Origin of the sequence: Acinetobacter gyllenbergii CIP 110306 = MTCC 11365 (genome assembly GCF_000413855.1) — a bacterium.
Taxonomy (GTDB): Bacteria; Pseudomonadota; Gammaproteobacteria; order Pseudomonadales; family Moraxellaceae; genus Acinetobacter; species Acinetobacter gyllenbergii.
Genome location: NZ_ATGG01000027.1, coordinates 66,603 through 88,266, shown reverse-complemented (window position 1 = coordinate 88,266; position 21,664 = coordinate 66,603). Strand labels below are relative to the sequence as shown.

The 21,664-nt window shown below is 42.7% G+C and carries 24 protein-coding genes; 3 read left to right on the top strand and 21 right to left on the bottom strand.

Going from position 1 to position 21,664, the window contains the following annotated elements:
- Positions 1 to 19 precede the first annotated feature (19 nt).
- The 3 genes from F957_RS04440 to rpmI form a co-directional block, all read right to left on the bottom strand.
- The gene (locus F957_RS04440) at positions 20 to 571 is read right to left on the bottom strand and encodes an NADAR family protein (RefSeq protein WP_016542076.1); all 552 of its coding nucleotides are present in this window, start codon (positions 569 to 571) and stop codon (positions 20 to 22) included.
- A gap of 93 nt (positions 572 to 664) precedes the next feature.
- Positions 665 to 1,024 (bottom strand): 50S ribosomal protein L20, encoded by a 360-nt coding sequence (gene rplT, locus F957_RS04445; RefSeq protein WP_004655655.1) that lies wholly within the window; start codon positions 1,022 to 1,024, stop codon positions 665 to 667.
- An 11-nt stretch (positions 1,025 to 1,035) separates the two neighbouring features.
- Positions 1,036 to 1,230 carry a 50S ribosomal protein L35 gene (gene rpmI, locus F957_RS04450; RefSeq protein WP_004637967.1) on the bottom strand — a complete coding sequence of 65 codons (195 nt, stop codon included), beginning with the start codon at positions 1,228 to 1,230 and terminating at the stop codon, positions 1,036 to 1,038.
- Positions 1,231 to 1,466: 236 nt separating this feature from the next.
- Here rpmI and F957_RS04455 point away from each other — a divergent pair, with 236 nt between their 5' ends.
- Positions 1,467 to 2,720, top strand: coding sequence for an MFS transporter (locus tag F957_RS04455; RefSeq protein WP_016542075.1), 1,254 nt, complete (start codon positions 1,467 to 1,469; stop codon positions 2,718 to 2,720).
- Positions 2,721 to 2,755: 35 nt separating this feature from the next.
- On the opposite strand, the gene F957_RS04460 is transcribed toward F957_RS04455, so the two are convergent.
- The 7 genes from F957_RS04460 to thrS all read right to left on the bottom strand — a co-directional run bounded on the left by F957_RS04460 (position 2,756) and on the right by thrS (position 8,368).
- On the bottom strand, positions 2,756 to 3,181 hold the full coding sequence (locus tag F957_RS04460; RefSeq protein WP_016542074.1) for a YqaA family protein: 426 nt from the start codon (positions 3,179 to 3,181) through the stop codon (positions 2,756 to 2,758).
- A 64-nt stretch (positions 3,182 to 3,245) separates the two neighbouring features.
- Entirely contained in the window at positions 3,246 to 4,097 is an 852-nt protein-coding gene (locus F957_RS04465; RefSeq protein ID WP_016542073.1) for an arylamine N-acetyltransferase family protein, read from the bottom strand.
- Positions 4,098 to 4,216: 119 nt separating this feature from the next.
- Positions 4,217 to 4,666 carry a hypothetical protein gene (locus tag F957_RS04470; protein WP_016660520.1) on the bottom strand — a complete coding sequence of 150 codons (450 nt, stop codon included), beginning with the start codon at positions 4,664 to 4,666 and terminating at the stop codon, positions 4,217 to 4,219.
- Positions 4,663 to 5,283 carry a glutathione S-transferase N-terminal domain-containing protein gene (locus F957_RS04475; RefSeq protein ID WP_005239641.1) on the bottom strand — a complete coding sequence of 207 codons (621 nt, stop codon included), beginning with the start codon at positions 5,281 to 5,283 and terminating at the stop codon, positions 4,663 to 4,665. Before F957_RS04475 ends, F957_RS04470 begins: the two co-directional genes overlap by 4 nt.
- A gap of 126 nt (positions 5,284 to 5,409) precedes the next feature.
- Positions 5,410 to 5,730: a DUF7709 family protein gene (locus tag F957_RS04480; RefSeq protein WP_016542071.1), complete on the bottom strand. Its 321-nt coding sequence runs from the start codon at positions 5,728 to 5,730 to the stop codon at positions 5,410 to 5,412.
- Positions 5,731 to 5,888: 158 nt separating this feature from the next.
- Entirely contained in the window at positions 5,889 to 6,440 is a 552-nt protein-coding gene (gene infC, locus F957_RS04485) for a translation initiation factor IF-3 (RefSeq protein ID WP_079281829.1), read from the bottom strand.
- A 5-nt stretch (positions 6,441 to 6,445) separates the two neighbouring features.
- Entirely contained in the window at positions 6,446 to 8,368 is a 1,923-nt protein-coding gene (thrS, locus tag F957_RS04490; protein ID WP_005239645.1) for a threonine--tRNA ligase, read from the bottom strand.
- Between the two features lie 265 nt (positions 8,369 to 8,633).
- On the opposite strand from thrS, the gene F957_RS04495 reads away from it, so the two are divergent.
- Complete coding sequence (locus tag F957_RS04495) at positions 8,634 to 10,277, top strand: acyl-CoA synthetase (RefSeq protein ID WP_016542070.1); 1,644 nt, start codon at positions 8,634 to 8,636, stop codon at positions 10,275 to 10,277.
- Positions 10,278 to 10,330: 53 nt separating this feature from the next.
- Here F957_RS04495 and yjgA read toward each other — a convergent pair whose 3' ends face one another.
- The 9 genes from yjgA to mazG form a co-directional block, all read right to left on the bottom strand.
- Complete coding sequence (yjgA, locus tag F957_RS04500) at positions 10,331 to 10,864, bottom strand: ribosome biogenesis factor YjgA (RefSeq protein ID WP_005239647.1); 534 nt, start codon at positions 10,862 to 10,864, stop codon at positions 10,331 to 10,333.
- Positions 10,865 to 10,866: 2 nt separating this feature from the next.
- Positions 10,867 to 11,136: an HPr family phosphocarrier protein gene (locus F957_RS04505; protein WP_016542069.1), complete on the bottom strand. Its 270-nt coding sequence runs from the start codon at positions 11,134 to 11,136 to the stop codon at positions 10,867 to 10,869.
- The gene (gene rapZ / locus F957_RS04510) at positions 11,133 to 11,984 is read right to left on the bottom strand and encodes an RNase adapter RapZ (RefSeq protein ID WP_016542068.1); all 852 of its coding nucleotides are present in this window, start codon (positions 11,982 to 11,984) and stop codon (positions 11,133 to 11,135) included. The genes F957_RS04505 and rapZ overlap by 4 nt, the downstream gene beginning before the upstream one ends.
- Before the next feature lie 21 nt (positions 11,985 to 12,005).
- Complete coding sequence (gene panC / locus F957_RS04515; RefSeq protein ID WP_016542067.1) at positions 12,006 to 12,851, bottom strand: pantoate--beta-alanine ligase; 846 nt, start codon at positions 12,849 to 12,851, stop codon at positions 12,006 to 12,008.
- 3 nt (positions 12,852 to 12,854) lie between these two features.
- Positions 12,855 to 13,664 (bottom strand): 3-methyl-2-oxobutanoate hydroxymethyltransferase, encoded by an 810-nt coding sequence (gene panB / locus F957_RS04520; protein WP_004655682.1) that lies wholly within the window; start codon positions 13,662 to 13,664, stop codon positions 12,855 to 12,857.
- A 39-nt stretch (positions 13,665 to 13,703) separates the two neighbouring features.
- Entirely contained in the window at positions 13,704 to 14,192 is a 489-nt protein-coding gene (folK, locus tag F957_RS04525; RefSeq protein WP_016542066.1) for a 2-amino-4-hydroxy-6-hydroxymethyldihydropteridine diphosphokinase, read from the bottom strand.
- Positions 14,189 to 15,643, bottom strand: coding sequence for a polynucleotide adenylyltransferase PcnB (pcnB, locus tag F957_RS04530; RefSeq protein WP_016542065.1), 1,455 nt, complete (start codon positions 15,641 to 15,643; stop codon positions 14,189 to 14,191). Before pcnB ends, folK begins: the two co-directional genes overlap by 4 nt.
- A gap of 140 nt (positions 15,644 to 15,783) precedes the next feature.
- Positions 15,784 to 16,212 (bottom strand): ComEA family DNA-binding protein, encoded by a 429-nt coding sequence (locus F957_RS04535; RefSeq protein ID WP_016542064.1) that lies wholly within the window; start codon positions 16,210 to 16,212, stop codon positions 15,784 to 15,786.
- Entirely contained in the window at positions 16,181 to 16,987 is an 807-nt protein-coding gene (gene mazG, locus F957_RS04540; RefSeq protein ID WP_016660519.1) for a nucleoside triphosphate pyrophosphohydrolase, read from the bottom strand. The genes F957_RS04535 and mazG overlap by 32 nt, the downstream gene beginning before the upstream one ends.
- A 101-nt stretch (positions 16,988 to 17,088) precedes the next feature.
- Between mazG and F957_RS04545 the strand changes: the two genes are divergently transcribed.
- Positions 17,089 to 17,862 carry an SDR family oxidoreductase gene (locus F957_RS04545; protein WP_016542062.1) on the top strand — a complete coding sequence of 258 codons (774 nt, stop codon included), beginning with the start codon at positions 17,089 to 17,091 and terminating at the stop codon, positions 17,860 to 17,862.
- 45 nt (positions 17,863 to 17,907) lie between these two features.
- Here the strand turns inward: F957_RS04545 and F957_RS04550 are convergent, their stop codons facing one another.
- Together F957_RS04550 and rlmD are read right to left on the bottom strand one after the other, a co-directional pair.
- Positions 17,908 to 20,214: a RelA/SpoT family protein gene (locus F957_RS04550; RefSeq protein ID WP_016542061.1), complete on the bottom strand. Its 2,307-nt coding sequence runs from the start codon at positions 20,212 to 20,214 to the stop codon at positions 17,908 to 17,910.
- A gap of 31 nt (positions 20,215 to 20,245) precedes the next feature.
- On the bottom strand, positions 20,246 to 21,655 hold the full coding sequence (gene rlmD, locus F957_RS04555; RefSeq protein WP_016542060.1) for a 23S rRNA (uracil(1939)-C(5))-methyltransferase RlmD: 1,410 nt from the start codon (positions 21,653 to 21,655) through the stop codon (positions 20,246 to 20,248).
- Positions 21,656 to 21,664 lie beyond the last annotated feature (9 nt).

Genomic DNA, 21,664 nt, shown 5'->3' with positions numbered 1-21,664 from the left:
GGTCTTTTTCATTTTGTGCCTATAGCAACTGAGCGCGCACTTGCATGAGTGCAAAACCAAGTAAGTTTAATCCCTGCCATTGGCTCGGGTCTTGGATATGCTGGTGATCTTGTGCCAACCCAATCCCCCAAATATTATCGACAGGCGATGCTTCAACCAAAATACGATCATGCGTGGCAAGTAAAAAATCTCTTAATTCTGGATAGTGTGAGAATTTAGCCAAGTTTGCTTGTACCACGATTTCAAAACGCTTGTCCTGCCACAGTTGTTCATCATAGTGCTGTACTTTCCGACCAAGCTGCTTTGCTTCATTCGGATGTGTGACCTTCAAAATCTGATTCAATATCTCTTCATCGTTAAAGAGTCGAGCTTTTTGCGCCATCATATAATGTTCTGCCGTGAGATATTCAACACCATCCTGTTCAAATGGCGATGGAAACCACTGGCTAAAACAACTTTTATCCACATGATTGTTTTGCTTTGGGGTATGTCCCCAGAAATATAAATATTTAAATTGACGCCCTTGTTGGATTTGTTGAATTAAATCATTTAAAAATTGTTCGTCTTGCATTATCTCTCTCTGATTATTATCTATTATTGAAAATCCAATTCATTAAAAATAAAAAAAGACCGCTAAAAAGCGGCCTTCTTTGAATCTCTAAGCTTATGCAGCTAATGCGCCTTTAGCTTTTTCAGCTAAAGCAGCAAATGCAATTGCATCATGCATAGCGATGTCAGCTAATACGCGACGGTCGATGATCACTTGAGCTTTTTTCAAGCCATCGATCATACGGCTGTATGACAAACCGTTTTGACGAGCACCAGCATTGATACGCGCAATCCATAAAGCACGGAATTGACGTTTCTTTTGACGGCGGTCACGGTAAGCGTATTGACCAGCTTTGATTACCGCTTGGAACGCTACGCGATAAACGCGTGAACGAGCACCATAGTAACCTTTAGCGCGAGCAAGAATTTTTTTGTGACGACGATGAGCCACTACACCACGTTTTACACGAGCCATTTATAATCTCCTTAGATGTATGGGCACATAGCACGAACTGATGCAACGTCACTTACGTGAACCATTACACAACCGCGCAATTGACGGATACGCTTAGCAGATTTTTTGGTCAAAATGTGGCGCTTGAATGCTTGTTTGCGCTTGAAACCGTTTGCAGTCGCTTTAAAGCGTTTAGCTGCACCACGGCGAGTTTTTAACTTAGCCATAGTAACCTCTTTTGGGCACCTGTTCGGCACGTTTGCACTATTGCAAATCAACCTGCAGGTAAGGAAGGCAGTATCATATAGTATCTCTACTCAAAACAAAAGCAAAATGCTCATTTTTTGACAGAAATAGCGCTGTTTTCAGCAAACGTTATTTCCCATAATTAATTCTCAAATTATGAGAAACATGCACAAAATCAGCGCATATAATAACAACAAATTCTTAAATCTCTATCTATATGAATATACAGAATGATGCTTTCGCCGCCTTGCGCTATCGGGATTTCTCTATCGTCACCCTCAATCAATTTTGCTTAACGCTGGCCATTTTGATTCAGGAAATTATTGTGGCGTATTCACTCTATCAAATCACGCGTGACCCTCTGACACTGGGTTTTATTGGTCTGGCAGAAGCAATTCCATTCATTACCCTATCCCTATGGGGGGGATATTTCGCGGATAAGCTGAATAAACAAAGCATTATGAAAGTCTGTTTATTCTTTTCCATTCCTTTGCCTTTGGTTCTTTGGGGTTTGTTCCATTTACATGGCTTAGAAAAAATTGGGATTAGCACGCTGTCTTGGGGCATCTATGCCGTCATATTCAGCTTAGGCACTATTCGCGGTTTTTACAATCCATCAGCAACCTCACTGAAGCCCTTTTTGATTCCACGCGAACTGTATGCCAATGGTGCCACTTGGACCACCATCGGCTGGCAAAGTGGTGTCATTATCGGGCCAATGTTGGGTGGTTTTATGTTGGCATTTCTTGGCCGAGAAAACAGTCTGTTTGCCGTAACCGCATTATTGGCAATCTGCTTTATTTTGATTAATTGCTTACAGAAACGCAGCTTTCCAAAAATGGAAACCGAGAATGTCTTGCAAAGTCTGACCGATGGCTTCCGCTTTATTTGGAAAACCAAAATTGTTTTATGGGCAATCTCACTGGACTTGGTATCGGTACTCTTTGGAGGCGTGATTGCACTGTTGCCGATTTTTGCTGAAGAAATCTTAAAAGTAGGTCCCGAAGGTCTTGGCTATTTACGTGCTGCCCCTTCAATTGGTGCCTTGATCACCATGATTGTCCTGACCAAGTTTCCGCCCATGCACCATGCGTGGCGTAATATGCTGTTGGCCGTCGCAGGCTTTGGTCTGTTTACCATTCTGTTCGCCTTCTCGAACCATATGTGGCTGTCGCTCTTTGCTTTAGCCATGACTGGTGCTTGTGACAGTGTTTCCGTGGTGGTTCGCCAAACCATCTTGCAAATTTTCCCACCTGAAAATATGCGAGGCCGTGTCGCAGCAGTGAATGGGATGTTCGTTTCTTCAAGTAATGAACTGGGGGCTTTTGAATCAGGTCTTGCAGCCAAATACCTCGGTACTATTACGGCAACCATTCTGGGTGGATGTATGACCCTTGCTGTAGTGAGTTATTGTTGGTTGAAAACCAATGACTTATTTACCGTTGATATTACCAAAGGAACGGAGCAATAAACTGAATGGGAAAGCTCATCTCACCTTTCCCATTTTTAAAAAATTCCTAAATAGAGTGCGTATAAAGTGAGATAACGTCCACCTTTAGCAATCGTGACAATCAACAAGAATCGCCAAAAGTTCTCTTTCATCAACCCAGCAATCAAGGTAATGGGGTCACCAATCACGGGCGTCCAACTCAGTAGCAGCGAATAAAAACCATATTTATGATAAATCTGTTGTGCTTGCAGCAACCGTTGCTCTGAAACAGGAAACCATGTCTTATCTTTAAAATGTTCAATTTTCAGTCCAAGCCACCAATTCACACAGGAACCCAAGACATTACCAATGGTCGCAACCAAAATTAGATAAAAAGGATTGGAAAGTCCTTGTACCAATAATGTCATTAATACCGCTTCAGACTGTAACGGCAATAAGGTCGCAGCACCAAAGGCTGAGAGAAATAATAAAAAATAGGACATCAAAACAGGATTCACTCAAACTAGGATCAGCACATCATCAAGAGCAGACCATATAACGTGAACACTATGGATTCAAGGCTAATTTTGCCCAAGCTGCTTTAAGCTGCTGTTGCGAAATATTCATTCGAAATACGGTTTTAATCACATGCTCAAACGCGTCAAAAGTGGATAACTCTTTTTTCTCCGATTGTCCTTTGCCATGAATTCGAAGTACACCATCTTTGAGTGTCGTACGTGCATCATTGTTGGCTCTAAACAACATTAAATGCTGGGTAAATAAGGATTCATGTGAGGTGGAAATATACCAATTGGCAACCAAGGCATCTGCGTCTGCAATCTGCTGTTCGGGATTCATCGCATAGACATTCACCCACTGATCATGAAGACAGACTTGCAGCATATATGTCATTTCCGTCAGCACTGTCGCATCCAGACCACTCTGTGCAGCCTCAACAAATCTAAATGGTTCTAGCGGTGTTTGCTGTGTTTCACCGATCAAATCAAGTGATAAAACCGTGGTTGGGGTCATTCCGCCAAACCCAGGATCATACAAAAATAAGTGCTGATCAATACGAACCACTGTGACCAAATGCGTCCGAACAGGCGTACTGATCGGCGTACTCTGATAATAGACCCGCCCCAGCACGTTATAGGCTTCATAGCCCAATTCAGTCAGTGCGATTCTGGTCAAGCTACTCTGTTCAAGGCAATAGCCTTCGCGTCCATCAAGCAATAATTTCTGAGCAAGTTGATTCGGTGCTAAAGAAACCTCCTCTCCAAGAAAAGAGGAAAAATTACCAAAAGGAATCGTTTGTACATGGAGGTTTAACAAAAGCTTTAAGTTTGCCAAAGTCGGTAAAAACTCACCTTCAAAACCAAGCTTGTCTAAATAAAGGGCTGATATTTGAGTTTGCATGATACGTTATCTTTTTGAACTTAAAGCATCGTAGCTTGAACACACACTGATCAGATGAAAAATTACACAATTATAAAACAGCCCTTCTTTCAACAATAAAGATATGGTTTTGCCAAGGATTAGTTTTTGCTTTTAGTTGCTCTCGATCGAATAGAAAAATGCATGACTGAAACAATGAATGGAAAAAGAAATGCGATCCAAAAAGCCAGATCAGACTTAAGCATTTTTTGATACCAGGTCAGCTGTATTTCACCCGCAGAGACTGCTGCCCAGTCAATAGACACAGTTAGGTCAAGATAAATGTATAACACTAAATATACACTTAAAAATCCAACAAACACCCCTGTACTGAAATATGAGTTTCCAGTTTCAAGCTGCAACCAAGCAAATAAAGATGAAAAAATTAAACTGAGACTTCCAATAAAGGCGAAAACAATAAACCCAAAAATATCAATTCCAAGCAAATACTGCATGAGGCTGCATGAAATTGCCGTTATCAACAACAATCCCATCGCAATCACCCAATGTTTGAAGTAGCAACGCCATCCTATCTTTTGATTCAGACTCATCCCACTTTGATCGATAAGGCTTTTTGTATCGCAGGACGAGCAGTAAGACGTTCAATGTAGTCTTTCACATATGGATAGTCTTCGAGTTGAATACCTTGCCATTCATAACGCAATGCCCAAGGCAAGATTGCCATATCGGCAATCGAGTATTCACCCGCCACAAACTTTTGCCCAATCAACTGCTTATTTAAAACAGTATAAAGTCGTTTGGTTTCATTGATATAACGCTCAATGGCATAAGGAATTCGTTCGGGTGCGAATTTATTGAAATGATGATTTTGTCCCAGCATTGGACCAAAACCGCCCATTTGCCACATCAACCATTGTTCCACCTCAACCCGCTCTTGTTCATCTGTTGGATAGAACAGGCCCGTTTTCCGACCTAAATATTGTAAGATTGCACCAGACTCAAACACTGAAATCGGCTCGCCTCGTGGGCCATTTTGATCAACAATTGCTGGAATTTTATTATTGGGAGAAATTCTTAGAAAATCTGGTTGAAACTGATCGTTTTCTAAAATATTGATGGGGAAAATCTGATAGTCGAGTCCCATTTCCTCTAAAGCAATTGTTATTTTATGCCCATTGGGTGTACCCCAATAATATAAGTCAATCATTTATATTGTCCTGTTCATCATTATCTTGACTGTTGTTGCGTTATAGCACATTTCGTCAATATCGATCAGCAAATAAGCACGAAAAGAAACAATAAAGCCGTGTTTTCAAAGATAATGTTATGAGATTCAAGCTTGGCTTTCTAAGAACTCCTTGGCCTTTTCACCGACAAATTTACGACCCGCATTACGACCATTGATCCACTCATCGACAGAGAATAAATCAAACATTCCGACTTTAAATAAGGTCGGCACAGCTAAAATCAATTCGTCTTCGACCGCACCGCGAACGCCTGCATTATAGAGATTGATATTATGCAGCATGGTGGCAACTGTTCCTGTTTGGACACGACTACCATCTTTGAGTTTAACTTGAGGCAGAACCTCACCGTCTTGTACTACTTTTTGATTAATTTCGGAGAGTTGTTCTGTACCTGTAATTGTTGACATATCCTGTTCCTATTTTTAAGTTTTGTCATGTTTCATTTACCCTATCATATTTTGATTCAGATGCTGGTTGATGACACTTATAAAATTTTTAATGAAATAATGCAGTATTGTAGACATAAAAAAGCACCGCCTATTGCGGTGCTTTTTTTAAGAAAAAATTACTTTTTCTTTTTCGGACCAAGTAACATGCCCATCTGACGGCCTTCCATCTTCGGAGCTTGTTCAACAACACCAAACTCAGCAACGTCAGCTTCAATTTTTTGTAATTGAGCTAAACCAAGCTGTTGGTGTGCCATCTCACGACCACGGAAACGCAAAGTGATTTTCACCTTATTTCCTTCTTCAAGGAAACGTAAAATTGCACGCAATTTTACTTGGTAATCACCTACGTCCGTCGCTGGACGTAACTTGATTTCTTTCACTTGCACTTGATGCTGTTTTTTCTTCGCATCTTTTTGCTTCTGTTTCAAGTCAAATAAGTGCTTGTTGTAGTCCATGATCTTACAAACAGGAGGTTCTGCATTCGCCACAATCTCAACAAGGTCAAGATTAGCTTCTTCTGCAGCACGCAATGCTTCATTTAATGAAACAACACCTTTTTGTTCCCCATCTGCAGCGACGAGGCGTACTTCTTTCGCACGGATCTCATCGTTAATTGCAGGACGGTTACTTTTAGCACCTTGTTGTTGGTTACGGTCAGGCTGTTTAATCTTTATTACTCCACGATATACCGGCCACGTTCGGCAACGGCAGATTTCACTAAGTCAATAAATGCATCTACTGACATAGTACCTAAATTTTTTCCTGAGCGAGTACGCACATTAACTGTACCTTCTTCAACTTCTCGATCACCGAGAACCAGAAGGTAAGGAATACGCTCTAGGGTACGCTCACGAATCTTAAATCCGATCTTTTCATTTCTCAAGTCAGAAATGGCACGAAGACCATTTTCTTTGAGTTTTGCGACCACTTGTTCACTTGCTTCCGCTTGTGAATCGGTAATATTCATCACACAAGCTTGGATTGGTGCAAGCCAAGGTGGCATGAAACCCGCATAGTGTTCAATTAGTATACCAATAAAACGCTCGAAACTGCCAAGAATTGCACGATGCAACATGACTGGCTGATCACGATCATTGTCTTCAGTGACATAAGACGCGTCTAAACGGATTGGCAAGTTGAAGTCACATTGAATTGTACCGCACTGCCAGATACGGCCTAAGCAGTCTTTCAATGAGAATTCAATTTTCGGGCCATAGAATGCACCCTCACCTGGTTGTAAGTCCCAAGCCAAGCCAGCATCATCTAAAGCATCCGCCAAAGATTTTTCAGCCAAGTCCCAAAGTGCATCATCTCCAACACGTTTTTCTGGACGTGTAGACAATTTCATTTGTACTTCTTCAAAGCCAAAGTCTTTATAAACATCTAAAGTCAGTTTAATAAAGTCAGCCACTTCTTTACCAATCTGTTCTTTGGTACAGAAAATGTGCGCATCATCTTGAGTAAAGCCGCGAACACGCATAATGCCATGTAAAGAACCTGATGGCTCGTTACGGTGGCAAGAACCAAACTCCGCCAAGCGAATTGGTAAGTCACGGTAAGATTTCAAACCTTGGTTAAACACTTGCACGTGACATGGGCAGTTCATTGGCTTCACTGCATAGTTACGGCTTTCGGAATGCGTCGTAAACATGTTTTCAGCATAGTTTGCCGCATGCCCAGACTTTTCCCACAAAGTGAAATCAACAATCTGTGGTGTCTTGATTTCTTGGTAACCATTGTCTTGCTGAACTTTACGCATGTATTGTTCAAGCACTTGGTAAATGGTCCAGCCGTTCGGATGCCAGAACACCATACCTGGTGCTTCTTCTTGCATATGGAACAGGTCTAAAGCTTTACCAATTTTACGGTGGTCACGCTTTTCAGCTTCTTCAATGCGTTTGATATAAGCAGCTAACTGCTTTTTGTCCGCCCAAGCCGTACCATAAATACGCTGTAGCTGTTCATTCTTCGCATCACCACGCCAGTAAGCACCAGAGATTTTAGTGAGTTTGAATGATTTCAAGAATTTAGTGTTGGGTACGTGCGGACCACGGCACATATCCAAATAATCTTGATGGTAGTACAAGCCCATTTGTGTTTCGTTCGGCATGTCTGCAATCAAGCGTAATTTGTATTCTTCGCCACGTGCTGTGAATTCTGCAATCACTTCATCACGTGGAGTCATCTTTTTGATGACGTCATAATCTTGGTCGATGAGCTTTTTCATGCGCTCTTCGACTGCTGCCATATCATCCAAAGTAAATGGACGTGGCATCCAGATGTCATAGTAGAAACCTTCTTCGATCACTGGACCGATCACCATTTTCGCTTCTGGGAACAATTGCTTAACTGCATGTCCAACCAAGTGCGCACAAGAGTGACGAATGATTTCTAAGCCTTCTTCATCTTTAGGGGTAATAATCTGAACTGTTGCATCTTCTGTGATTAAATCACAAGCATCCACCAAACGATCATTGATACGGCCAGCAACTGTATTTTTTGCAAGACCCGGACCAATGCTCTGAGCAAGTTCCATCACGGAAATCGGATGATCAAACTGTTTCTGATCACCATTTGGTAAAGTAATGATTGGCATAATAAAATCCTTAAGGAGTGATGCCCTATACGAAGGAGCATATCACCGCGAGATTATGTATTGAGGCGCAGCCTCAAAAGATAAAAAACGGCGGATAAAAAAGTATCCAAGATTTTACACGGGTTTAGCTGTGGATGAAACCTCTGAACCAGAAAAACCCTAGATCAGTCGAGATTCATCTCCGACTAAAGCCTAAATGCTTTAGACTCAATGTCAGACTAGCTTAATAGTAATCAATGAAAAGAACAGAAAGGAAGCAATACACATGGTCAGTGCATATGATGAATTACCCAAAACCCCCGCCAATTTTGTGGCCTTGTCTCCGCTACGTTATTTAGAACGCGCAGCTTATATTTACCCACAGCAAGCGGCGATTATTCATGCTGATCGTCAGATTACTTGGCAACAGACGTATCAGCGTTGTCGTCAATTTGCACACCAATTAACAAATTTGGGCATCCAAAAAAACGATACTGTTTCAGTGCTCTTACCCAACATCCCCGCCATGATTGAAGCGCATTTTGCGGTACCAATGGCGGGTGCAGTACTGAATACCTTAAATACTCGCCTCGATGCCAAAACCATTGCTTTTATGCTCGAACATGCAGAAGCCAAAGTCCTGCTGGTTGATCCTGAGTTTCGCCAAGTTGCAGCAGAAGCACTCACGCTGGTACCACAAGACATCATCGTGATTGATGTCTTTGATACCGAATTTGAAGGCGAACAGATTGCGCTTGGACAATATGAGTATGAATCATGGTTAGCCCACGGTGATCCTGAGTTTGAATGGCTACTGCCGCAAGATGAATGGGATGCAATTAGCCTGAGTTATACCTCGGGTACGACAGGCAATCCTAAAGGTGTGGTCTACCATCACCGTGGTGCTTATTTGAATGCAGCCAGTAATATCCTAGCCTGCGGCATGAAGCCTCGTGCGGTGTACCTTTGGACCTTACCACTGTTTCATTGCAATGGTTGGTGCTTTGCTTGGTCAATTGCTGCCAGTGGCGGTACCAATATTTGTTTGCGTCGCGTCGATCCCGCATTAATTTTCAAATACATCGCAGTATATAAAGTGGATTATTTCTGTGGTGCGCCAATTGTGCTGTCCATGCTGATCAACGCACCAAGCGAACAGAGAGCGGCTTTTGAGCATGATGTTGAAGTCATGGTCGCAGGTGCCGCACCACCTGTGGCAATCATTGAGGGCATGCGCAATATCGGCATTAACGTCAATCATGTTTATGGCTTGACTGAAACCTATGGCCCTTCCGCACTATGTGCTTCTCAAGCAGGTTGGAGTGATTTATCCATTCAGGAACAAGCACAACTCCACTCTCGCCAAGGTGTACCTTATCCACTACAGGATAGTATGCGGGTACTTGATCCAGAAACGATGCAACCCGTCCCCAATGATGGACAGACCATGGGAGAAATTATGTTCCGTGGCAACATCGTGATGAAAGGCTATTTAAAGAACCCTCAAGCCACAGCAGAAGCCTTTAAAGGTGGATGGTTTCATACGGGTGATTTAGCCGTCAGTCATGCAGATGGCTATGCCAAGATTACCGATCGCTCCAAAGATATTATTATTTCGGGTGGCGAAAATATTTCATCCTTAGAGGTTGAAGATGTGCTATATCGCCATCCTGCGGTGCTCACAGCGGCCGTGGTCGCTAAACCTGACGCACGCTGGCAAGAAGTGCCCTGCGCCTTTATTGAACTGAAACAAGGCGCATCCGTCTCTGCCGAAGAAATCATTGCGCATTGTCAGAAAGAACTGGCTCGCTTTAAAGTTCCCAAAGATGTGGTGATTACTGAGATTCCCAAGACCTCAACAGGAAAGTTGCAGAAATTTATTTTAAGAGAATGGGCAAAGGAACGGGCAAGCAGCGAGTTTGGAAGCTAGTACTCGTATAAAAAAAGAAGTTTCCTCGGAAACTTCTTTTTTTAACGTTCTAATTACTGTTCAGATAACAATGCGACCTGTTGTACATAGTTCACAAATTTGCGTTTTGACGCCTCTAACTCTTCTTCACTGACTTGCTGTTTGATGTCACGGTGAATTCGCAATACATGCTGACGTAAGGTATGACGTTCCGACGCATTAAACACTTTGCTAAATTCATTAATGATTGGATCACCTTGATCAATCATACGATCCACCCAACGCATCAATTGCATTTGTTTTTTCGCGCCTTGTTGCGGCGTGAGATAAGACAAAATGGTGGTTTCATCTTCATTGCGCAACAACTTACCAACACGTTGAAACTGACGACGACGTGCTTCAAATGAACTGATTTTTTGCACTTCAAGCAATGCATCAATTAAACGTTCATCGACAGGAAGTTTTTGAATCTGCTTGGGGTTTAGTTGAGCCAATTGCTCGCCCAAAGCGGCCATGCGTTGTACGGCTTTCTTTTGCTCGGTTCGACTCGCACGCCCGTCTAATGACTCAAAATCTTCATCGGTATAACGTTGGGGACCACGTGCCACTATTACTCTGCCTCATAAAATTTTGCTGCGAACAGCGTTTGAATTTCTTCCAGTGCTTGCTCTTCATCAGCACCTTCGATGACCAATCTTAATGTGGTGCCCTTACCTGCACCCAACATCAACAATGACATAATATTTTTTGCATCAACCAACTTATCGCCCTTGCCAATTTGAATTGAAGAACGGAACTTGGTCGTCACTTCGATCAGTTTACCAGATGCACGCGCATGTAAGCCGAGTTTATTAATTACATCAATTGTTGTGTCTATCATGACCAGTGCTTCATTTCTCTATGTAAGATTTGGACAGCCCATTTTGCCTCAAGGGCGTGTTTGAGTCTATCCACGATATAAACTGAACGATGCTGCCCACCAGTACATCCCACCGAAATGGTCATGTAATGGCGATGCCCTTCTGCAAAAGCAGGTAACCACTTTTCGAGGAAAGTATAAATATCTTCAAACATCTCATTGGTTTGTTGACTGCCTTCCAAAAAGCGGCGTACAGGTTCATCTAAACCTGAAAAACGGCGTAATTCTAAATCCCAATGCGGATTTGGTAAATGCCGTACGTCAAATACATAATCTGCATCCAATGGAATTCCATGCTTATAACCAAAGGACTGTAAAATGACGATCAAATTATCGGATTGCCCAAGCTTGGACAATAAAATATGTTTTAAATCATGAACACTTTTATCGGTCGTATCAATATGCACTGTAGAACGAAATTGTATCGGAATTAAAAGCTGTTTCTCTTCCTGAATACATTGCAACAAACTATTAAAGCGACTTGCCAAAGGATGAGGACGGCGAGATGCACTAAAACGTGCAATTAAATCCTGATCCTGTGTGGTCAGATAAATAATGTCAACTGTACCATGTCGCTGTAATTGCTGAAAAACATGATCAAACTCTTGCATATCGGCGCGGGTACTTCGAATATCGACCCCGAGTGCGAGCTGCTCCAGATTATTCTCATGATCCAGTTTTGCCACAATTTCAGGCAATAACGCCAAAGGTAAGTTATCTATACAATAATAGCCTAAATCTTCAAGCACTTGTAATGCAGAGGACTTTCCTGAACCGGATTGACCTGTAACGATAAGAATACGCTTCATGGCGTTTTGCCCTTCATTTTTTTATGTTTTAAAGTCGATTTGTAGGTTGTCAATCAACCGTGTTGAACCAAGCTTGGCCGCAATAAATAGCACCAAGTTTTGATCAAACTGCTGAATAGGTTGCAAGTTGGTTTGTCGAGCTTCCACATAATCCACAACAAAACCCGCCTGTGTCAATTGAGCCGAGATATTTGCTAACACTTGTGACAAAGCTTGCCCTTCATGTAGTTGCTGTTCAGCTTGCTTAAGCAATTGGTAAATCGTCGGTGCAACAGTACGTTGCTGTTCAGTCAAATAACCATTACGCGAGCTTAAAGCAAGACCATCTTCAGCACGGACAATGGGCACACCAATCACTTCCAATGACATATTTAAGTCTTGCACCAACTGACGAATCACCGCCAATTGCTGATAGTCCTTTTGACCAAAGAAAGCAAAATCTGGTTGGACGATATTGAATAGTTTGGTCACCACAACCGCAACACCATCAAAATGACCGGGACGTGATTTTCCGCACAAGTCATCGGTAATTTGACCGACACTGATGTTGGTCAATCGTGGTTGCGTGCCATACATTTGCTCAACCGTCGGGGCGAAAATAATATCGCAACCGACATCTGCCAATAAACGGCTATCTTGCTCTAAAGTCCGCGGATAACTGTCAAAATCTTCGCCTGCACCAAATTGAATTGGGTTGACGAAAATACTGACCACGACCACATCACATAGTTTTTTAGCTTCACGCACTAAAGTCAAATGGCCTTCGTGCAAGTTCCCCATGGTCGGTACAAAACCAATCAATTTTTTTGAGCTACGCGCAGGTGCCAATGACGCAGTTAAGCCTTGTATTGTTGTTTCAGTTTTCATGAATTAAAGCTCAACTTGAAAAGTATGTTCCTTGGCTGGGAACGACTGATCTTGCACTGCGGCATGATACGATTTAAACGCATCAACAATTGCAGTTTCACCTGCTTGCTCTTTCATAAAGTTGCGAACAAAACGTGCCACGCGACCAAAGGTCAAACCAAGCATGTCCTGTACCACCAGCACTTGACCATCTGTTTCATTGCCCGCACCAATCCCAATCACTGGCGTATTCGGGAATAATTCAGCAATTTCTTTACCGAGCTGAGCTGGAACACATTCAAGCAATAATACCGCAGCACCTGCATCAACTACTGCTTGGCAATCCGCAATCAATTGATCTGCTGCTTCGCGTGTTCTTGCTTGTAGTTTATAACCACCAAACACATGTACAGATTGCGGGGTTAAGCCTAAATGTACACATACCGGAATCCCATTACGGGTTAACACGGTAACCAGTTCACTGAGCCAAGCCCCACCTTCGATTTTGACCATTTGTGCGCCGACTTGCATCACCGTCTTGGCATTTTTCAAGCCATCTTCAAGTGTGGCATAGCTCATGAATGGCAAATCAGTCATGATTAAGGCATGCGCATTACCACGGCGTACAGCAGCGGTATGGTAAGCCATATCTTCAACGGTGACAGGAAGTGTAGAGTCTCTGCCTTGAATCGCCATTCCTAGAGAGTCGCCGATTAAAATCGTATCAATTTCAGCCAATTCCATCGCTTTCGCCATACTTGCATCATAGCAAGTAAGACATGAGAACTTGCGTCCTTCGGCTTTAAACTTTCTTAAGTCACTTAGACTAATCATGATGATGTCCTCTACAGGCGTTTCCAGAACGAAACAGTCTTAAGCGGTTGCCCAAGACTGGTCTGCTATTACAGTCAAGTTTGCTTGCTGCACCAGTTCTAAATCTTTTAATGAATGACCATTTAATTGCAAATGAGCATCTAAATCCAATAAGGGAAGCAATACAAAATCACGTTGTAAAATACCAATATGCGGCACGGTTAAACGTTCATTTTGGATCTGCTCTTGACCATAGATCAGTAAATCCAGATCAAGGGTACGCTCTCCCCAACGTCGTAAACGGACACGCCCAGACTCTTGCTCAAATTGTTGCAATTGATCAAGTAAAGCAAGCGGTGCTAATGTAGTGTCCAGTTGAACAACGGCATTTAAATAGTGAGGTTGGTCTTGCGGCCCCATCGGTGGACTTTGATAAAGTCGTGATACCTGTACAGTTCCCAAGGTCGCGAGCTTCGCAACAGCCTCACTCAGAATCTGCTGCGAATCGCCTAAGTTACTGCCTAGACCGATATAACTGCGAATGGTCATTGGGTTGGCCCAAAAACAACTTGGCTAAGATCACGTTGAACGCGTTTACGCTTGAGAATCGGGTGGTCCGCATTGATTTGACCTGAAGCCGCAGTTGCTTTTTCAATAAAACGACTGCTTGATTCATCCGCTCTGACACGTTCTTTCTTGGCACGACGGCTTCTTGGTTCAGGTACATTGACCAAAGGCTCAATTTCAGCGGTCTTCGGCTCATCAACTTCAACAGCTTTACGACGCGTCTTACTACGTTGACGGTTGTATTGACGAATCGCGGCCTCTTTTTGATCGGTGGTCATTTCTTGGTAGGTTTCCCACCAAACGCCCATACCTTCAGTACTGCTATCACCTGACTTCTCACGCAACAGCAAAAAGTCAAAGCCTGCACGGAAACGTGCATGCCCAGCCAAAGCTTCAATTTGCTGTGGTTTTGGATTGAGCAAACGGGTTTGCATTTCCCAAACTTCACGAATAAAAGTTTCAGCAAAACGCGGAATGATGGTTCGCGTCGCTTGACGCTTCAACACATCCAAACCTGCTTGTGCACGCGCTTCTGCGGGCACAACCCCTTTGTTCAAATAGAAATCACAGCGTTCCAAGAACGGTTTCCATAACAATACTGCATAGAAAAATGCAGGATTGATGGTTTTACCAATTTGAATGCGTTGATCGGTATTCCGTGCTGCACGGTCGATAAAAGCGGTCAGGTTCGGTGGGATTTCAGCAAACAACTGTTTCCAAACACCAAACTCAATCAACATCGGTAATACACGGGTGAGATGTCCCATGGTGAATAGCTTTTGCGACTCATCATATAAACGATGTGGTGAAACATCACGCAACAGTTGCGTCATCTCAGGATCAAACACATCAAGAATCGATTGATCGATCTGGAAATTTAATTTTGCCGCAAATCGCAAAGCACGCAACATGCGCACAGGATCTTCTTCAAAGCGCTGTGCAGGCTCGCCCAAAAAGCGTAAGGTCCGCGTATTGATATCATCCACCGCATGGCAGAAATCAAGCACGATGCCTTTACGTGGCTGGTAATACAAGGTATTGATCGAAAAATCTCGACGAGCAAAGTCTTGCTCAATCGTTCCCCAGTTATTATCACGAAGAATCATCCCAGAGGCACTGGTGACTGCTTTTTTCGGTGGGGCACGGAAGGTCGCAACCTCAATCAGTTCGCGACCAGAATATACATGTGCTAACTCAAAACGTCGTCCGATAATTCGGCAACGTCGACCAAAAACCTCTTTCACTTGGGCTGGTGTAGCATTAGTAACCGCGTCAAAATCCTTTGGATTAAGACCTAACATCATGTCTCGAACACCACCACCCACAATATATGCTTCGTAGCCTGCTTTAGTCAGACTATCGATCACATCTAAAATTGAGGAAGGAAGTTGAGTTGTGGACAAACCACATTTTGACGCACGCAAAGTTTGCAAAAGACACTGTCTCCTACGTCAGGACGTAAATAACAATTTGTCGCTAATCATAGCTCTAACACACACAAAGGGCAATTTATTCTGTTGGAAGTTTCAACAGTTCAGTCTATCTAATCAATCCGTTTTTTACATTTTCAAGTTTACAACATGAGCTTGCTCTTATTTTTCTCAAGTAGTTTAGGCCCAATCCCTTTGATATTCATTAATTCATCAATGCTTTTAAAAGCACCATTTTTTTGCCGATACTCCATAATCGCCTGTGCCTTTTTTTCACCCACACCACTTAACATCTGTAATTGCTGTAAATTCGCTTGATTCAAGCTGATTTTATCGCCCTGAATATTTACAGATGATGACACTTGCTTTGAAGCGTGTTGCTGGCTTGGACGAGCCAAGTAATAGTTATTGTTCTGCTGTTGCGCCAATTGCTGATCACGTGCTTGCTGCTGCGCCTTCCACTGCTGATAAGATTGATCAAATTGCTGTGCGTGGAGGTGTGTAGCACCTCCCAAACAGAGAATAAAGCCTATAAAAAAATTAAGTTTGCTGCGGAGATGCGGCAACTTCATTGTCTTTCTCCTGAGATTTTAATTGTCGTTTGGCTTGCTCCCAAAGTTCATCCATTTCGGCCAAACTCATGTCTTGCAAGTCCTTCTGTTGTTGTTGAGCTTGTTGTTCTATAAACGCAAAACGGCTTCTAAATTTATGGATGGTTGCCAGTAGTGCGGTCTCACTGGACACCCCCAACTTTCGCCCCACATTAATTAAAGAAAATAAACAATCACCGAACTCTTCTTGAATATGATCAACATTTTGACTTTTTATCGCCTGTTGTAATTCTTCTAACTCTTCATCTAATTTGGCATAAGCATCATCCACACTTTCAAAATCAAAGCCTAATTGGGCTGCTTTGTGCTGAATTTCATGTGATTGCACCAATGCAGGCGCATGTTTAATCTCATCTAACCTTGATCCTATCTTACCTTGTTTTTCTTGTTGTTTGATTTGTTTCCACAAGTCACTCACTTGTTCAGACGTTAGATTTTGATATTTTTCGGCCTCAAAAACATGAGGATGGCGACGAATTAATTTTTCACTAATGGCTTCCACCACATCTTGAAAATTAAATAATCCTTTTTCATCAAACATTTGAGATTGAAAGACCACTTGCAATAATAAGTCGCCCAGTTCATTGCGGATTTCATCCACCTCACCCGAGCGAATTGCAGCCTCAACTTCATATGCCTCTTCAATGGCATATCGTGTCAAACTTTCTGGTGTTTGTTGTTGATCCCACGGGCATTTTTGTCTTAATTCCTGCATGATTGCCAATAATTTTTCCACGATCATCTCCAAACCCAAACAAGCAAATTGTTGCAGCACCAAGCTGCATATGCGTAATATACACGCACGCAAAAATTATCAATATAAAGCAAGGGAAAGTCATGCCATATAGTGTTTTTATTAGTGGCGCCGCACAAGGAATTGGCGCTGAAATTGCACGTCTTTTTCATCAAAAAGGCTTTAAAGTCGGAATTTATGACATCAATGAAGAACAAGCACAGGCTTTAGCTGCAGAACTTGGAGTACATGCCAAAGCAGGTTACCTCGATGTGAGTAATTACGACCAATGGCAAACTGCATTGCAAGAATTTAAAAGTTGGGCCGGTGAACTCAACATTTTGATTAATAATGCAGGAATTCTCTATTCTGGCGCATTTGAAAATACTTCGATCCAATCGCATCACAGCACCATTGATATTAATGTTAAGGGTGTTCTCAATGGCTGTCACACCGCCCTAGTACATCTACAACAAGCCAGCTTTGCCCGAGTCATTAACCTGTCCTCAGCATCCGCGATTTATGGTCAAGCTGATTTAGCATCTTACTCTGCCAGCAAATTTGCAGTTCGAGGCTTAACCGAAGCTTTGGATGTCGAATGGCAAAAATACAATATTCGTGTCTTAGACGTCATGCCGTTGTTTGTACAAACCAATATGGTCAAAGATATGGATGCAGGCAGTATTCAAAATATTGGCGTGGATCTCACTCCTGCCGATGTGGCAAAACAAGTGCTGCATTTGGCACAACAAAAAGACCATGCCTTGCTTCCAACCCACACCCCTGTTGGGATAAAAACCAAACTGATGTATCAGTTATCGAGCATGAGCCCGCAATTTTTAAATCGTCTCACCAATATCTTTTTAGCGAAACGTTAGACACAAAAAAGCTGCATCGAGATGCAGCTTTTTTATACTTATGCTCTAACTTCCTTGAACCAAACGTCTGGCACTGATAATCCCTGGTTGCTGCTCTAAACGAGCCAGCAAACGTGACAACTGCGCTAAACCTTTGACTTCAATCAATAACTTCATATTGGCAATACCATCTGCCTCAGAAATGGTATTGACCTGACGAATATTGATTTGGTCTGAGAAAATCACCTGTGTCAGATCTTTGAGTAAACCACGACGATCATAGGCTTCTACCACGATCTGCACACTCTGACCGCGGGTTGGCTGCATTTCCCAATCGGCTTCAACCGCACGCTCAGGTTCTTGCGTGGTCATACGTAAATAATCAGGACACGCAATCTTGTGAATGCTGACACCACGGTTCAAAGTGATATAGCCGCCAATCGACTCACCATGTACAGGCTGACAACATTGTGCAATATGCAACTCAACATTATCCAACCCATCAATCAAAATCCCATGCGCCGATAAGGTATGGCTAGCACGTGGATTTAACGCAGGTTTTAACACCAGTTCTGGCTCGTCCTGATCCAAGTGCATCTGACGATTTACTTGATTCATCAAGGCATGCAGACTGATATCACCACTGACCAATGCAACCAGAATGTCATCGCCTGCTTTCAGATTAAAATGCGATGAATAATCTTTCAGGTCGATACTTTTCGGGTGAATTGCTAAACGGGCCAACTCTTTATTGAGTAACTCACGCCCAACTTCAACATTCTTACTGCGATCTTGTTGTCTAAACCAATGACGAAGCTTGTCACGTGCACGCGCAGTCTTGATATAGCCCAGCGAGTTTACCAACCAGTCACGGTTCGGTTCTCGATCTTTCTTGGTTAAAATCTCAACCTGTTCACCTGTCTTTAAGGTGTAGGTTAAAGGCACATAACGTTGGTTTACACGTGCCGCATAACACTTATTGCCGACTTCGGTATGCACATGATACGCAAAGTCTAAAACGGTTGAACCCCGTGGTAATTCTTTGATATCCCCATCACGGCTAAACACATAGATCTTTTCAAAATTCTCAAAATCTTGAATTTGATCAATGCCATTCGATTCTTCATCTTCACCATGCGGTGTGGTTTCAGTACGCTCTTGATAGTGCTCAAGCACAGCACGTAATGAATGTAAGCGATCATTAAAGGAATGATCGGTATTCTTAGCACCTTCTTTATAGTTAAAGTGCGAGCACACCCCCAGTTCCGCTTCGTTATGCATCTCAAAGGTACGAATTTGCACTTCCAGAGATTTATTCTCAGCAATCACTGCGGTATGCAATGAACGATAACCATTGGCCTTCGGATTAGTCACATAGTCATCAAACTGGTTCGGAATATGACGCCATATCTGATGTACGATGCCCAAAGCGTGATAACAATCTGGGACACTTTTCACCAAAACACGTACAGCACGAATATCGTAAAGCTGATCGAAGCTCAGATTTTTACTTTTCATTTTTCGATAAATCGAATAAATGTGCTTCACACGCCCGGTGATTTCGGCCTGAATATCATAAGCCGCCAATTCAGTTTTCAATTTATCGATGACAAACTGAATATACTGTTCACGCTCCAAACGCTTCTCATTGAGCAAAGAGGCAATCTCTTTATAGCGTTCTGGGGCTAAATAACGAAAAGCAAGATCTTCCAATTCCCACTTGAGTTGGGCAATCCCTAAACGATGCGCCAGTGGTGAATAAATGGTGAGAATTTCACGCGCAACACGTTCCTGACGTTCTTTACTTGCGGTTGCCAATTCACGCAGCGCATAGGTTCGCTCTGCCAGTTTGATCAATACAACCCGCACATCTTCCGTCACCGAAATCAGCATTTTATAAATGCCGTTTAAGTGTTCACGCTGGTTATTATTAAAGTGATCTTCTAAACGTTTGTTCTTTTCAATCAACTCAGACAGTTTACCCATCGCAAGTGTGCCCTTCACCAGGCCCAAAACTTGCTCGCCAAACTGTTGTTGGATGTCCTCTAAGGTAATCAACCCCTCACGTACACTCCGATATAACACCGCCGCTGAAAGCGTGTCTTCATCGACATGTAAATGGGCCAAAATATCCGCCATACCAATCCCGGTACTAAAGGTATTGATACGATGATTTCCCGTCGCTTGTAACTCTTTTGCTAAGGTCAGCTCCGCAACTTGTTGAAGTTGCTTCAGCTCTGCCCCATCCAAAATACCACGCACTCGATCTAGCCAAGAGACTAGACTACTTTGCGCTTCAGCGGCATGTTCTACAGTCGCTTCCTCAGACAACTCTTGAAGTCGTCCAGGTAACTGCTCACGTACTGTGACCATACCTTTCTCCTCTGGATATGTAACTCATTTTTTAATCGTTTATCTCTTCGATTTTTTCAAGCCGCTCAACTTTTTCAAACAGGGCAATCGATTCAACATGTTCAGTATGCGTAAACATGTCCATGACTGCTGCTTTCTTCAGTTGATAGCCATATTGTGCCAGTACACCTGCATCCCTTGCCAGTGTTGATGGGTTACATGATACATAAACGATTCTTTTGGCTCCAAAATTAGGTACATATTGCATGACTTCAAATGCACCTGACCGTGGAGGATCAATTAATAATGCATCAAATCCTTGTTTCGCCCAAGAATGATGCGAAAAGTCTTTTGTTAAATCTTGTGAAAAGAACACCGCCTGAGACAAATGATTTGCTTGCGCATTCTCAGTTGCTCTGTTGACCATCTCATCACTTGCTTCAACACCGACCACTTGACCTACCTCACCCACACAACGTGCAATCGGGAGTGAAAAATTACCTAACCCACAGAATAGGTCCAGTACTCTTTCCCCTTTCTGTAACTGAAGCAATTCACATGCCAAGTGAATCATCTGTGCATTTACCCCACTATTGACTTGAGTAAAGTCTAAGGGTGAAAACGCGAATTTGACGGCAAAATCATCCAAACTGTAATGCAAACGCATTGCCGCTTGTGAATCATCCACGCGATGTAAGCTATCTGCCCCTTTTGGCTGCAAATATAACTGCCATCCTTTGAGTAACGTAAATTGACGTAATTGGTTGACATCCGACACATTTAATTCATCTAAGTGGCGAATTAATAATGCAACCTCGCTGTCGCCCATTGCCAATTCTATATGACCAATATGCGCTTTGCCTGTAAGACTTTCGAGTAGTTTTTTAAGTTCTGGTAAACATTCAGATAAAGTTTGATCCAGCACATTACACTGCTGAATTGCAGTTAAATGATTGCTGTGGTGCTCACGAAAGCCCATCACCAATCGATTTTGCTTGGCAATATAGCGCACCCCAATTCGAGCACGACGACGGTAATCTGCCTTGACCGAACGAATCGGATCGAGCCATTGTTCAGGTTGTAATCCCGCAAAATGTTCTAAATGCGATTTTAAAACGTTTTGTTTTAACACAATCTGTTCATCAGGATGAATATGCTGCAAGCTACAGCCACCACACACCCCAAAATGTGGACAAATCGGATCAACTCGCCCTTTCGCTGGCTCACTCTCCAGCTTAATCATATCCGCTTCTTCTAAGCGTGAAGTTTGATTGCTAATCTTGGCCTGCACCGTTTCACCAACAAGGGCATAACGGATAAAAACTTTCTTGCCGTGTTTTTCTTTAGGATGATCTGGATGCGTTCCATAATGCGCAATGCCTCGCCCCTCATGAGAAAATGCCTCGATCTGAAAGGTATAGCTTGGATATTGCGTTGGACGTTGTTTCGCTTTGTGTTTCAAAAGATGAAC